Here is a 14,202-nt window from a genome sequence, read left to right on the forward strand (position 1 = left end):
CGGGCGCGTCATACCGTGGTAGCACTTGCGCCATGGCTACCTCAGCCGAAAGGATTCGGTGGGCGGTCATCACATCGGTGTCAGGATGGCGCCGTAGCGTCGGTTATGCCCTACGATGGCGAAATGACTCACGTACTCCTAGCCGAGGACGACCCGGCCATTGCCGAGCCGTTGGCACGAGCGCTCTCCCGTGAGGGTTACGACGTCGTCGTGCAAGGAACCGGCAAAGGTGCGATCGAGAGCTCGACCGGTGCGGACATCGTCGTTCTGGACCTGGGCCTTCCCGACATGGACGGGCTCGATGTCGCGCGCGAGATCAGGGCCAACGGCCTCACCGTGCCCGTCCTGGTGCTGACCGCCCGCGCCGACGAGGTCGACCTCGTCGTGGGCCTCGACGCCGGGGCCGACGACTACGTCACCAAGCCGTTCCGCCTGGCCGAGCTCCTCGCGCGCGTGCGGGCGCTGCTGCGCCGCTCGCACGGCGAGACCGGCGAGGAGGAGGAGCTGCACGCGCAGGACGTCCGCGTCGACGTCTCCGCGCACCGCGCGTTCCAGGGCGACCGCGAGCTGCACCTGACCACCAAGGAGTTCGACCTGCTGCGCGTGCTCGTGCAGAACGCCGGCTCCGTGGTGGTCCGGGACACCCTCATGCGCGACGTCTGGGGCTCGGACCCGGTCGGATCGACCAAGACCCTCGACATGCACGTGTCGTGGCTGCGCCGCAAGCTCGGCGACGACGCGAACGCGCCGCGCTACGTCTCCACGGTGCGCGGTCTCGGCTTCCGCTTCGAGATCGGGGCGAGCTAGCCAGATGCGCGCCCGCGTACTGCAGGCGACCATCGCCGCGGTGGCGGTAGCCGTCCTGCTCCTGGGCATCCCGCTCGCGATCTTCGGTGCCCGGTACATCTACGACCAGGAGGTCCAGCGGGTCGAGACCCGGGCGCAGGACCTGCTGACCTCTGCCGTCAACTCCTACGAGCGCAACCGCTCGGCCGCCGAGGCCGGCTTCGTCGACCAGTCCGTGCTGGACCGGGCCGTCCAGCCGCAGCCCAACGACATCGTCGCGTACGTGACGGTGAACCAGCCGAACGGCGAGCAGCTCGTCTCGGGCGAGCCCGTGGTCGGTGCCACCATCGACCGGGGGCTCGCCTCCGAGGAGCAGCCCGTCATGGGCGTGGTCATCTCCGTGTCGGCCTGGCCCGCGTACATCAAGGCGATCAACGTCGTGGTGCTCGTCGTGTTCGGCAGCGTCGGAGCCTTCGCCGCGGGTGCCGTGACGGCCGCGTGGCAGGCCAACCGGCTGGCACAGCCCTTCGTGTACCTGGCCGCCTCGGCGGAGCAGCTCGGCGCGGGACAGGTGCGCCCTCGGCTCGACCCCTCCGGCGTCGAGGAGATCGACCTGGTGGCGGCCGAGCTCGCCCGCAGCTCCGACCGGCTCGCGGCCCGGCTCGCGGTGGAACGGCAGTTCACCTCCGACGCCTCGCACCAGCTCCGCACACCGCTCACCGCGCTGACGATGCGCCTGGAGGAGATCACGCTCACCTCCAGCGAGCCCGAGGTGCAGGAGGAGGCCCGGATCTCGCTCGAGCAGGTCGAGCGGCTGGTCGGCGTGGTCGACGACCTGCTCGCCCGGTCGCGGCGCGCGCAGGGCGGTACCACGGAGTCCGTCGACGTCGCGGTGCTGTTCCTCCAGCAGGAGGAGGAGTGGCGCGAGTCGTTCGAACGGGCCGACCGTCACCTGAACGTCGAGGACTCCGGCGGGGCACGCGTCCTGGCCACCCCGGGTGCCCTGGCGCAGGTGCTGTCCACCCTGCTGGAGAACTCGCTCAAGCACGGCGGCGGCACCACCACGCTGCGGATCCGCGAGGGTCAGCGGGGCGCCATGGCCATCGAGGTCACGGACGAGGGCGAGGGCGTGCCCGAGGACATGGCGGGCAAGATCTTCGAGCGTGGCGTCACGTCCGGTGCCGGCACGGGTCTGGGTCTCGCCCTGGCGCGGGACCTCGTCGCGGCCGACGGCGGCAACCTCCAGCTCACGCAGCGCACGCCCCCGGTGTTCTCGGTGTTCCTGTCGGGCGTGCCCAAGACCCTCGACCCGCACCAGGTGCTGCCGGTCGGGTCGAAGATCTCGACCCTCGGTCAGAAGAAGGGCCGCGGGCGCCGGTAGGCTTCACCGACGTGAGTGCACCACAGATCCGTGAGTCCGGGCCGCCCGTCGTGGCCGTCGTGGGAGGCGGGCAGCTCGCCCGCATGATGGCGCCGGCCGCCGGGGAGCTCGGCATCCGGCTGCGGGTGCTGGTGGAGGACCCGGCCTCCTCCGCCGCCCAGGTGGTCACCGACGCGCCCGTGGGCATCGCCTCCGACGAGGCCGCGATCCGCTCGCTCATCGCCCCCGCCACGGGACAGGCGGCGTCCGTGCTGACGTTCGAGCACGAGCACGTGCCGAACGCCCTGCTCACGGACCTCATCGAGCACGGCACGCCCGTACGGCCCGGACCGCACGCGCTGGTGCAGGCCCAGGACAAGATCGTCATGCGGCAGCGGCTCACCGAGCTCGGCGTGCCGTGCCCGCGCTGGGCGCCGCTGCCGGCGTCGTCCCCCGAGGAAGGGCGGGCCGCCCTGGCGGCCTTCCTCGACGAGGTGGGCGGCAGCGCCGTCGTCAAGACCTCGCGCGGCGGGTACGACGGCAAGGGCGTCCGGGTGGTCACGTCCCCCGACGACGTCGCCGACTGGTTCGCCGCGGTGGCCGACGGCGGGCCGCAGCTGCTCGTCGAGGAGAAGGTGCCCTTCACCCGCGAGCTGGCGGCCCTGGTGGCCCGGCGCCCGTCGGGCGAGGTGCGGGCCTGGCCGGTCGTGGAGTCGATCCAGCGCGACGGCGTCTGCTCCGAGGTGATCGCGCCCGCACCCGGCCTGTCCGCCGCGCTCGACGCCCGGGCTCGCGAGATCGCCACCACCGTGGCCGAGGGGCTCGACGTGACCGGTGTGCTGGCCGTCGAGATGTTCGAGGTGCCCGGCCCGGACGGGACGCCGACGGTGCTCGTCAACGAGCTCGCGATGCGCCCCCACAACAGCGGGCACTGGACCATCGACGGTGCCGTGACCAGCCAGTTCGAGCAGCACCTGCGCGCCGTGCTGGACCTGCCGCTGGGTGCCACCGAGCCGACGGCGACCTGGACGGTCATGGCCAACGTGCTGGGATCCACGCTGGACGAGCTCACCGACGCCCTGTCGGGCGTGCTCGCCGCGTACCCCGAGGCGCGCGTCAACCTGTACGGCAAGGGCGTGCGGCCGGGCCGCAAGCTGGGCCACGTGAACGTGAGCGGCGCCGACCTGGAGTCGGTGCGGGCTCGTGCCGCGGCGGCCGCCGCGCTGCTGCGCGGCGAGACGCCCGCGGGGAGCGCGGGCAGCACCTCGGCGGGCGGCGCGACCGGCACCGAGTCGGACGAGACCACCGGCGGCGAGGCCGCAGGTACCACCGAGGAGAGGGCGAACGCATGAGCACCACCCCGCAGGTCGGCATCGTCATGGGATCGGACTCCGACTGGCCCGTCATGCGGGCCGCCGCCGAGGTGTTGGGCGAGTTCGGGGTGCCGGTCGAGGTCGACGTCGTCTCGGCACACCGCATGCCCACCGAGATGATCGACTACGGCCGCGAGGCCGCGGGGCGCGGGCTGCGCGCGATCATCGCGGGCGCGGGCGGCGCGGCGCACCTGCCCGGCATGCTGGCGTCCGTGACGCCGCTGCCCGTGATCGGGGTGCCGGTGCCGCTGAAGTACCTCGACGGCATGGACTCGCTGCTGTCGATCGTGCAGATGCCGGCGGGCGTGCCGGTGGCGACGGTGTCGATCGGCGGGGCGCGCAACGCGGGGCTGCTGGCGGCGCGGATCCTGGCCTCGGGCACGGACGCCGAGGCAAAGGTGCTGCGGGAGCGTATGGAGGCGTTCCAGGCGGACCTGAGCAAGGCGGCGCACGCCAAGGGCGCCAACCTCCGCGCCCAGCTCTGACACTGGTCAGAACGCCGGCGTCTGCGTCTACGAGGTCGGTCCGCTGCGGCGCCTGCGTCTACGAGTTCGGTCCGCTGCGGCGTCTTTGTCCACGAGTTCGGTCCGCTGCGGTACCCGGACCAACGACTTCGGTCCGTTGTCGCGAGTTCGGTCCATCTGTGGACCGAACTCGCGACAACGGACCGAAGTGAAGAGGCTCAGTCCATCAAGAGACCGAACGAGCCCGCCGGGAGGGCCGTCAGGAGCCCGGCACGCCTCCGACCTTCTCGCCCGGCTGGTACTCGCCGTCCCGGACCTTCGCCCAGAACTCGCCGGTCTTCGTGTCGTCCAGCAGCACGGCGGAGGCGCCGGTGGGCGTCCGGTAGCCGATCGTGGCGATCGGCGGGGTGCCGGTCACGCCGTCGTCGCCGTTGGCGGTCCGGAAGGCCAGGCCGAGCATCGCGATGTCGATGATGCCGCTGTCGGTGTCGGTCACCACGGCCGCCAGGCCGGCGTCGGCGAGGCCCACCTGGTTCACCGGGTTGAGCAGCACCGCGGGGTCCGCGACCTTCTTGCCGATCTGCGCGATGACCTGCTGCTGACGCTCGGCGCGGCCGATGTCGCCCTTCGGGTCGGCGTAGCGCATCCGGGAGAACGCCAGCGCCGTCTTGCCGTCTGCGACGTGGCAGCCCTTGGTCCACTTGAGCTTCGACTTCACGTCGTGCACGTCGTAGTCGAGGCACAGCCGCACGCCGCCGACGGCGTCCACGACGCCCGAGACGCCACCGAAGCCGACCTCGACGTAGTGGTCCACGGTGAGCCCGGTGAGCGTCTCGACGGCCTTGACCAGCATCGGCGCGCCGCCGTAGGAGTATGCGGCGTTGATCTTGTTGCTCCCCGAGCCGTCGGGCATCTCCGCCCAGGTGTCGCGCGGGATCGAGATGAGCGCCACCGGCCCCGACCGCGGCTTGTGCAGCAGCATGATTGTGTCCGTGCGGGCACCCGACGTGGAGTCGTCGATGCCGCCGCTGCCGCGCGCGTCCGAACCCGCGAGGAGGTACGTCGTACCGGGCGTTCCCTCGGCGCCCGACAGCGCCTCGACGTGCTGGATCTTGCCGTTGGCCCAGATCAGGAGGCCGATCGGCCAGGCGAGCACGGCCAGCAGCACCAGCACCGCGATGACGCCGGCCACGCGGCCCTTGCGGATGCGGATGTTGCCGCCGCCACGGCCGCGACCGCCCGAGGCGAGCGCACCGGCGGGGTAGTTCCCGCCACGGCCGCCGCCACCGCCGGCGGCGGGACGCGGTGCGCTGCGTACCGGCGTCGGACGGACGGGGCCTGCGCTCGCGCGGACCGGTCGGCCCGGCGGGATGGACTGCGGGGGCTGACCGCCGCCCCCCGGCGGCACCGCCCGCGGCGGGATGGACCGGGGCGGGGCCCCGGCCTCGTTCCGCGCGGGCATCCCCGACCGCCGCGGCGGGACGGGCGGGGGAGTGTTGCGCTGGCCGGACACCGGTACCTCCCGGGAGGACTGTCTACGGATTCGTGGTTCGCTGCGGCCCCCGTCGGAGCCTTCCGGCCGTCCGATGCGGTGAGCACCACCGACGCCGGGAATCCCGACGCCTGGCGTCTCCGCGTTCGCGGGGCCGCCCTTGCTCGGCGCCGCGCCCGGGAGGGTCCGCGGACGCTCGCCCGTGTCACCCACCGGGATGGCGTCGTCCGCGCCCGGCCGCCCGCTCGCGCCCTGGGGCGTGAAGCTGGGCGGTATCCGGACGCGCGTCACGTCGTCGTCGGCCTCGCGGGCCGAACGGTTCGACGTCCTGGGATCTGACATGGCTAACCGCAGACCTTGGTGGTGTCAGCGCCGGTGAAGGCCTCTTCGCCGGCCTGCTTGATCACGGTGGACGACGGCGAGGGCTCGGGCGTGCCGGCCCCGGCGTCCGTGCCCGTCTCCGTGCCCGTCTCCGTGTCGTTCTCGCCCGCGGCGCCCTCGCCGTCCGTGCCGCCCGCGGACGGGGACGCCGACGGCGATGCCGACGCCGCGGCCGGGTCGTAGTCCAGGGGCCGGTCGTGCTTGACGTTGTCCCACAGGGTCGTGGCCTCGTCCGTCCACACCACGTTCGCCGCGTTGTTCGGGTCGTACACGTTGGGGACGGTCATGAACGTGATCGTGTCAGGCCGTACGTTGCGCATCGAGTAGGCCAACCCGGCGAGTCCGTCGATGCTGGCCAGCTCCTCGTTCATGGTGAGGGAGCCCGTCACCGCGTTGAGGAACCCGAGCGTCTTGGAGGGGTTGGTCAGCACCTCCTGGCTCAGCACCTTGCGGGCGAGCGACGCCATGACCTCCTGCTGCCGGCCGATGCGGCCCAGGTCGGACCCGTCGCCGAGGCCCTGGCCGGTCCGGGCGCGGGCGTAGTCGAGTGCCTTCACACCCTTGAGGAGGTGCGTACCGGGCTCCAGGGACAGGTGGTTGGCCTTCTCCGAGTAGATGGCCTCCTCGACGCACACCTCGACCCCGCCCACGGCGTCGATCATCGAGGAGAAGCCGGCGAAGTCGACCACGATGAAACCGTCCATGAAGACGCCGGTGAGCGACTCGATCGTCTTGACGGTGCACAGGGCGCCGTCGGCGACGCCGCCACCGGCCTGCACGCCCTGGGAGAACGCGGCGTTGAACTTGGTGCCGTACAGCTCGGCGGTGGTCGCTCCCTCCTCGGTGGTGCACGAGGGGACGTCCACGGTCGAGTCGCGCGGGATCGAGACCATCTCGACCCGGGAGCGGTCGCCCGAGATGTGCATGACCAGCGTGGTGTCCGAGCGGGCGCCCATCTCCCCGCCGCCGGCGAGGCCGCCGTTGTCGCCGTCGCGCGAGTCGCTGCCCATGACCACGATGTTCAGGGGCGTCCCCGCGTTCGGGTCCTGCGGCAGCACCACCTCGGGGCGGTCCGAGCCCAGCGCCGTCATCCCGGCGGTGTCGATGTTTCCCGTCAGCCGGGTCACGGCCGTCGCGCCGCCGACCACGCCGAACACGAGCACCCCGACGAGGACCAGGCCGACCGTGCGGGCGGCGCCGCCCGACGCGTTCAGCACGCGGGCATGCGACGGCCCCTTGGCGGGATTCGTCGCACCCGGGGCGCTGAGGTCAGGAAATGTCACGGCCATTGATCCTAGGGGTTGGGTGTTGCACGGCGGCGCACCGCCGGGGGGCGGACCGTAGAGGGTTCGTGGAGAAGCCCTCTAACCGCGCCGCCACTCGGCCTGCTCGCTGCTCAGCAGCCGGGTTCGGCGTGATTCGTCCCCGTCCAGCTCCGTCGCGGTGGCCGCCGACACGAGGACGGCGGAGCCGCCGCCCGCCCAGATCCCCAGCAGGTCGCGCAGCACGTCCGCCACGGCCCCGCGCCCGTCCACGACCACGCGGGCGCCGTCCCCGGCCTCGGGGACCAGCTCCTTGTGCCCGACGGCGCCCGCCGCGGTCACCAGTGCCTCCCGGTCCGGGTCGACCTCCTGCACCCAGCCGATCACGTCGCCGTACGTCATCACGGCCGACGCCGCGTCGATCGCGCCGGCCGGCAGGTCGCCGTCGTACCGCCGGGCGAGCGCGGGAAGGGAGACGACGACGAGGTCGGCCCCGGCGTCCGCCCAGCGGTCCGGGGCGTCGGTGACCACGACGTCCGGGTCGGTCCCGGCGTCGGGCAGCGCCACCGTCGCGCCCGTGCGCCAGGCGGCCAGCGCCCACACGGCCGTGCGCCAGTGCACCGGCAGGTCGATGACGACGCCGGTACCGGGGGCGGCGTCGAACTCCTCGACGAGGAGGTTGACGGTCTTGCTCGCCCAGTTGGCCAGGACGGCGCCGGACAGCTCGACCCGTTCACCGTCGTCGCCGTACCAGGTGAGGCGCGGGCGGCCGCCGTCTGCGGCGAGGCGGGCCAGGAGCGAGGCGACGTCGGGCACAGGGCCGCCGCTGCGGGACGCGATCTGCATGCGGCCACCCTACGAGGGCTCCGGGCGTGTCGACGCGCCGGAGGGTGAAAAGACTGGGGAGGGGTGAGACGTACGCCACGACCTGCGGAAGGACTCGTGAATTACTCGTGGAACGGCCGGGCGATAGCACAATTCCGCTTGACGACTCCAGGCGACACGCGTGTAATTCCATGTATGCAGTTTTCGTAGCGCATACGCAACGGGGCCTGGAAGCTGCAGGTCCGGCGAGGCCCCGGAGCACGGAACACGGCATGAAGGGGCACGTCATGTGGAACATTCTGGAATCGGACGTGGAGTTCCCGACTGACGCCGAGAACAAGCCGGCGCCGGTGGCCCCGGTGCTCCCGCTCTTCGGCGAGCTGTTCGAGCTGACCGAGCCGGACGAGTCGCTGCTCGGCTGGCAGGAGCGCGCCCTGTGCGCGCAGACCGACCCTGAGGCCTTCTTCCCGGAGAAGGGCGGGTCCACCCGCGAGGCGAAGAAGGTCTGCTCCGGCTGCGAGGTCCGGGCGGAGTGCCTCGACTACGCGCTGGAGAACGACGAGCGGTTCGGTATCTGGGGCGGCCTCTCGGAGCGCGAGCGCCGCAAGCTCAAGCGGCGGGCTGTCTAGGATCACGCGGCGGGCTGTCTAGGAGCTGATACCTCGGGCTGACTGGTGGCCCTGGTGGCCCTGGTGGCCGGGCGCCCCGGCTGCTTACGCCCTGGGTGGCTGGGCTCCCTCATTCGGTCCGTTGCACCGCTCCGGAAGCCGTCTTCGGTCCGTTGCCGCCAGATCGGTCCATCGCCCGACCGATGTCGAGGCGACCGACCGAACTCGTAGGGCTGCCAGGTGCAGGGGACCGATGTCATCGGCCTCGCGCCGGCAGCCCGCAGCCTCGCTCTGCAGCCGGCAGCCCGCAGGTGGCGCCGGCAGCCCGCAGCCTCGCTCTGCAGCCGGCAGCCCGCAGGTGGCGCCGGCAGCCCGCAGCCTCGCTCTGCAGCCGGCAGCCCGCAGGTGGCGCCGGCAGGTGGCGCCGGCAGCCCGCAGCCCGCACCTGACGCCCGCAGCCCGCACCTGACGCCCGCACCTGACGCCCCCGGTGGAGCTGTTCCTCCTGCCGCCGGCCGCAAGTGCACCAGGCCCTGCGCCCGTACAGGTGCGGAGCCTGCCTGATGTCGCCTGATGTCGGCGCCGACCCGGCCGTGCACCCGCGCAGACCTGGACCCGCGTCCGGCGCGTCTGCGGCGTGTCGGTGGCGACGCGCCGCATGATGTGAAGCGAGATGAGCGCTCCACGTACCGACAGCCTGTCGGCTCCCAGCCCCGACCGTGGCCCCGACGAGGCCGCGGCAGCGCCGGTGTGGGCCAAGGTCCCGGCGCGGACCGCCGCCCCTGCGCCGGTGGCCGTCACGGTGACGGCCGTCGTCGTGACACGCGGCAGCAGCCCCTACCTCGGTGCCACGCTGGCCGCGCTGCGCGCGCAGTCCCGCACGCCGGACGACGTGGTGGTGGTCGACGTCGACACCGCCCCGGCCACGTCGGGCCACCAGGATCTGCAGCTCGGCGGCGCGCGGTACGTGGCGGGTGCCGGCGCCCGCACCTTCGGTGAGGCGGTCGAGGCGGCGCTGGCCGCGGCCGGCGCCCCTGAGCACGGCTGGCTGTGGCTGCTGCACGACGACTCCGCCCCTGCGCCCGGTGCGCTCGCCGCGCTGACCCGCGCCGTCGAGCACTCGAACGTCGTGGCCGTCGCGGGCTGCAAGCAGCGCCGGTGGGAGACGGGGCCGGACGGTGCCCCGCTCGACCCCGGACTCTCCGACCGCGGGGTGCTCGTCGAGGTGGGGCACACGGTGTCGCCGCTGGGCCGCCGTATGACCGGGATCGACGACACCGAGATCGACCAGGGCCAGCACGACGCGCGCGAGGACGTGCTCGCCGTCGGGCTCGCGGGCGCGCTGGTGCGTGCCTCGGTGTGGCGTCAGGTCGGGGGTACCGACCCGGCGTACGGCCAGCTCGGTGACTCCACCGACTTCTGCCTGCGGGTGCGGCTCGCAGGGCACCGTGTCGTGGTGGTGCCCGACGCCGTGGTGCGGCACGCCCAGGTCTCCCTGCACGCTCCCGGGTCGTCCGGCGCGCGCCGACGCAGCCAGCTCTACCTGCGCCTGACGTCGGTGGCGCCCTGGATCCTGCCGTTCGCCATGCTGGCGATGGTCGCGTGGGCGCCGTTCGCCGCGGGCTACCGGCTCGCGATGAAGCGGCCCGACCGGGCCCGGGACGAGCTGCTCGCCCCGCTGTGGGCGGTCTTCCGGCTGGGGCCGCTGCTGCGGGCCCGGCGCCGGATCGCGCGGACGTCGACGGTGCCGCGGAGCGTGCTGCGCCCGCTGCTCGGCACCTGGCGCGAGGTGGCTGCGGAGCGCCGCGACCGGCGGCTCGCGCGCGGCGAGGCCCACCGCGTGGAGGATGCGCTGTCCGACCTGGAGCAGGCCGAGCTGCGGGCCCTGGCGGTCCGGCGCCGTGCCGGGCTGGCCGTGGTCGTGGTGGGCGCCCTGGGCCTGGCCGCGACGCTGTTCGGTCCCGCGCTCGGTGCTCTCGCGTCCGGCGGACGGCTGGTCGGCGGGGCCCTGCTCCCGGCCGGCGGCACGACGGCGACCACCTGGTGGGCCGCCACGTCCGGCTGGGTGCGCGACGGGCTCGGCGCGGCCGCCCCGGCGGACCCCCTGCTGCTCGTGCTGTCCGGGCTCTCGGTGCTCACGGGCGGCTCCCTGCAGGACGCCGTGGACGGCGTGCTGCTGCTCGCCCTCCCGCTGGCCGCCGTGGGCGCCTGGGCCGCCGCGGGCACCGTGACCCGCTCGGTGTGGCTGCGGGTGCTGGCGGCGCTCGCGTGGACCGTCGCCCCGGCGTTCCTCGGTGCGCTGGACGGCGGGCTGCTGGGCGCGGTGCTGGCGCACGCGCTGCTGCCGTGGACCGCCGTGGCGCTCGTCCGGGCCGTCGGCGTGCAGGCCGTCGACCGGCTCACACCCCCCGAGGGAGCGCTGTCGGCTCCCCGGTCGTCGCGGGCCGCCGGCTCGCTGGGTGCGGCCGGTGCGGGCGGACTGCTGCTGGCCTGCGTCGTCGCGGGCGCGCCCGCGCTGCTGCCCGCCGCCGTGCTCGTGCTCGCCGGGGCGGTGCTCGTGGCCCCCCGCCGCCGGACCTGGTTGGCGCTCACGCCGGTGCCGGCCCTCGTGGTGGGTGCGCCGTTGTGGTGGACGGCGCTGCGCGACGGCAACCGGGGACTCCTGACGGCCGAGCCGCTGGCCGGCTCGGGCGTTCCCGCGCCCGGCGACGCGTCGGGCCTGGAGCTGCTGCTCGGTCTGCCGTCCGCACCGGCGCCCTGGTTCGACGTGCCCGACGGCGGCGGCCCGGCCCTCGTCGCGCTCCGCACTGTGGTGGCGGCGGGACCCTGGGTGGCGGGCGGGCTGGTGCTGGCCCTGGCGCTGCTCGGCCTGCTGGCCGCGCTGCTGGGCATCGGCCGCCGGCGGGCCGGCCCGACGGCGCGCCGCGTCACGGGCACGACCCTGACGGGCTGGCTGGTCGCGGCGGCGGGGCTCGCGGTCGCGGTGCTCGCGCAGGGCGACGGCCGGTGGTCCGGCCCCGGGCTGTCCCTGCTGCTCCTCGGCCTCGGCGGTGCGGCCCTCGCGGGGGCGACGGCGGTCGTGGCACAGCGCACCCGCCTGAGCGGATTTCCCGGGGCGGCGGTCCGCGTGGGGGCGACGGTGCTGGCGGTGACCGGGCTGGTGCTCCCCGTGACGCAGGCGGCCGCCTGGCTGGTCGGTTCGGGCAGCGTCGCGGCAGGCGGCCGCAGCGCGCTGCTGCACGTCTCGACCGAGCCGGTGGTGCCCGCCGTCGGACAGCAGATGCAGGCGCCGCCGCGGCAGGCGCGCGTGCTGGAGATCGGCTTCTCCCCGGAGGGCGACGGCACGGTCCGGTACGCGCTCCTGCGCGCCGACGGGTCACAGCTCGCCGACGCCGCCGTCGCGGCGCGGGCCGCCGCGGACGGTGCGTCGGACGGCGCCGCGGCCGAGGCCCTGGACGCCGCGGTCGCGGAGCTGGTGTCCGGCACGACCGACGGGGTGCCGGAGCAGCTCGCCGGCCTCGGCGTCGGTGCGGTGCAGGTGCGGTCGGGCGACGCGGCCGAGGAGCGGGACGCCGCCGTCGGCGACCTCGTGGCCACGCTCGACATGGTGCCCGGCATGAGCCGGGTGACCGAGGGGCAGGCCGTGTCGGTGTGGCGGGTGTCGCCCGCGGACGAGCCCGCGCCCGGCTGGGCCCGGCTGGCCGAGGGCGGCGTGACCCGGCAGGTGCTGGAGTCGGCCGGTACGGAGGTCCGCACGGACGTCGCGCCGGGCGGCGCGGACCGGACCGTCGTGCTCGCGGAGGCCGCGGGCTCCGGCTGGCACGCGACCCTCGACGGGCGCCGGCTCGAACCGGTGCCCCCGGAGGACACGGCGGGGAGGCAGGCGTTCGACCTCGGGCCGGACGCCGGGCACCTCGTGGTCCGCTACGAGGCACCGCACCGCACGGCCTGGCTCGTGCTCACGACGTTCACACTGGTGGTCTTCGCCCTGCTGGCCCTGCCGGTGGGACGCAGGAGGGTCCGATGACGCGCAGGACGACGAAGCGCAGGAAGCTGACCGTGCCGCCCGCGGCCCGGCGTGCGGCGGCCGCGACGGGCGCCCTGCTGTGCGCGATGGCCGTCGCCGCGCTCGCGGTGACCGACGGCACGGTCGGGCCGGGTCCGGCCGTGGCCGACCCGGGCGACGGTGCGCGTGCCGTCCCCGTGGCGGCCGCGGAGACCGGGCTGGTCTGCCCGCAGCCGGCGGAGCTGGAGCAGCCCGACGTGGGCGACGACCAGTTCAGCGCGACCCCGGTGGAGACCAGCACGTCGCTGGTCGCCGTCGCGCTGGACGGCGCCGATCCTGCGCTGACCACGCTCGACGGGGCGGAGACCGGGGACCTCACCGGCCCGCTGGAGGTCGGCGACGCCGCTGCGGTGCGTACGGGCCAGGTGCCCGACGCGCGCCTGCTGCGCGTCACCCCGGGCGGCGCGACCTACGCCACGGGCACCGTGGCGTCCGTGACGACCGACGGCGACCTGCGCGGCATGGTCGCCGGACCGTGCGCGGAGCCCGCCGTCGAGCACTGGCTCGTGGGTGGCAGCACCGCGGTCGGCTCGAGCGGGCGGCTGGTGCTGCAGAACCCCGGCCGCACCCCCGCCACCGTGGCCCTGGAGGCCTGGGGCGCCTCCGGGCCCGTGGCGCTCGGTGGCCAGGCACTCGTCGTCGTGCCGCCGGGGGAGCAGGTCGTGACCATGCTGGAGGCCGTCGCGCCCGACCAGAGCCGGCTCGCGCTGCACGTCACCGCGGAGGGCGGGCGCGTGGGCGCGTACGTGCAGCACCACCGGATCGACGGGCTGCTGCCCGCGGGGGCGGACCTCGTCGTGGGCGGGGGGGCGCCGGCCGCGACGACCGCGGTGTCCGGGGTCGTCAGCACGGGCGAGGCCGTCGACGACCCGCACGCCCCGCGGCTCGACCTGCTGGCGCCGGGGGACCGGTCCGGCACGGCACGCCTCGCGGTGCTCGGCGCCGACGGCCCCGTCCGCCTGCGCGGCGGGGAGGAGGTGGCCCTGGAGCCCGGCAAGATCACCACCCTGCCGCTGGGCGGGCTGCCCGAGGGTGCGTACACGGTGGTCGTGGACGCGGACGTGCCGGTGGTGGCCGGCGCCGCCGTGGACCGCCGGGGCACGCCCGCACGGGACGCGGTCGTCGACGGCGACCCGTACGACCGCGCCTGGCTCCCCGGTCAGGCGGTGCCGTCCGACGGCGTCGTGGCCGACGGTGTCGTCGCCGTCCCGCAGGACGCCTCCTACGAGCTGGCGCTGGCCGGCGTGCCCGGCGAGCGTGACCCGGAGCGCATCGACGACGTCGAGGGCAGCACGGAGGTCGGGCTGCGCGGCATCGGGCCGGACGGCGCCGAGGCGTGGTCGCAGACCGTCGAGGTGCCCACGGGGCAGACGGTCACGCTGGACGGTGCGGACCTGGGCGACCCCGGCGAGACGGTGGCGGTGGTCGCGGAGCAGCCCGCGGACCAGCCGGGCGTGGTCTGGTCGGTGACGCTGTCGGACGCCGGGGCGCCGTCGCTGTTCTCGGTGCTGAACCCGGCGGCGCCGCTCGCCTCGGGCGACGAGGTGCGGGTGCGGCGCGTGGACGCGGTGGGCTGACGCGGTGG

The 14,202-nt window shown here is 74.8% G+C and carries 10 protein-coding genes; 7 read left to right on the forward strand and 3 right to left on the reverse strand.

Annotated features, from left to right (window positions below):
• Positions 1 to 123 precede the first annotated feature (123 nt).
• The 4 genes from ACO229_RS25685 to purE are packed head-to-tail and all read left to right on the forward strand — an operon-like array spanning position 124 to position 4,004.
• Positions 124 to 807 (forward strand): response regulator transcription factor, encoded by a 684-nt coding sequence (locus tag ACO229_RS25685; protein ID WP_026366105.1) that lies wholly within the window; start codon positions 124 to 126, stop codon positions 805 to 807.
• Positions 808 to 811: 4 nt separating this feature from the next.
• A complete protein-coding gene (locus ACO229_RS25690) occupies positions 812 to 2,167 on the forward strand; it encodes a sensor histidine kinase (protein WP_397418462.1) in 1,356 nt (451 codons plus the stop codon).
• 11 nt (positions 2,168 to 2,178) lie between these two features.
• On the forward strand, positions 2,179 to 3,498 hold the full coding sequence (locus ACO229_RS25695) for a 5-(carboxyamino)imidazole ribonucleotide synthase (protein WP_423463185.1): 1,320 nt from the start codon (positions 2,179 to 2,181) through the stop codon (positions 3,496 to 3,498).
• Positions 3,495 to 4,004 carry a 5-(carboxyamino)imidazole ribonucleotide mutase gene (gene purE / locus ACO229_RS25700; protein WP_423463186.1) on the forward strand — a complete coding sequence of 170 codons (510 nt, stop codon included), beginning with the start codon at positions 3,495 to 3,497 and terminating at the stop codon, positions 4,002 to 4,004. Before ACO229_RS25695 ends, purE begins: the two co-directional genes overlap by 4 nt.
• A 238-nt stretch (positions 4,005 to 4,242) precedes the next feature.
• Here the strand turns inward: purE and ACO229_RS25705 are convergent, their stop codons facing one another.
• The 3 genes from ACO229_RS25705 to ACO229_RS25715 form a co-directional block, all read right to left on the reverse strand.
• Complete coding sequence (locus ACO229_RS25705; RefSeq protein WP_423463187.1) at positions 4,243 to 5,817, reverse strand: LCP family protein; 1,575 nt, start codon at positions 5,815 to 5,817, stop codon at positions 4,243 to 4,245.
• A gap of 2 nt (positions 5,818 to 5,819) precedes the next feature.
• A complete protein-coding gene (locus ACO229_RS25710; RefSeq protein ID WP_423463188.1) occupies positions 5,820 to 7,145 on the reverse strand; it encodes an LCP family protein in 1,326 nt (441 codons plus the stop codon).
• Positions 7,146 to 7,220: 75 nt separating this feature from the next.
• Complete coding sequence (locus ACO229_RS25715) at positions 7,221 to 7,964, reverse strand: TIGR03089 family protein (protein WP_423463189.1); 744 nt, start codon at positions 7,962 to 7,964, stop codon at positions 7,221 to 7,223.
• Positions 7,965 to 8,230: 266 nt separating this feature from the next.
• Here ACO229_RS25715 and ACO229_RS25720 point away from each other — a divergent pair, with 266 nt between their 5' ends.
• The 3 genes from ACO229_RS25720 to ACO229_RS25730 all read left to right on the forward strand — a co-directional run bounded on the left by ACO229_RS25720 (position 8,231) and on the right by ACO229_RS25730 (position 14,194).
• Entirely contained in the window at positions 8,231 to 8,572 is a 342-nt protein-coding gene (locus tag ACO229_RS25720) for a WhiB family transcriptional regulator (protein ID WP_397418474.1), read from the forward strand.
• Positions 8,573 to 9,224: 652 nt separating this feature from the next.
• Positions 9,225 to 12,578 (forward strand): glycosyltransferase family 2 protein, encoded by a 3,354-nt coding sequence (locus tag ACO229_RS25725; protein ID WP_423463190.1) that lies wholly within the window; start codon positions 9,225 to 9,227, stop codon positions 12,576 to 12,578.
• Entirely contained in the window at positions 12,575 to 14,194 is a 1,620-nt protein-coding gene (locus ACO229_RS25730) for a DUF5719 family protein (protein WP_423463191.1), read from the forward strand. Before ACO229_RS25725 ends, ACO229_RS25730 begins: the two co-directional genes overlap by 4 nt.
• Positions 14,195 to 14,202 lie beyond the last annotated feature (8 nt).

This window comes from Promicromonospora sp. MS192, assembly GCF_049532985.1.
In the GTDB taxonomy this organism is placed as follows: domain Bacteria; phylum Actinomycetota; class Actinomycetes; order Actinomycetales; family Cellulomonadaceae; genus Promicromonospora.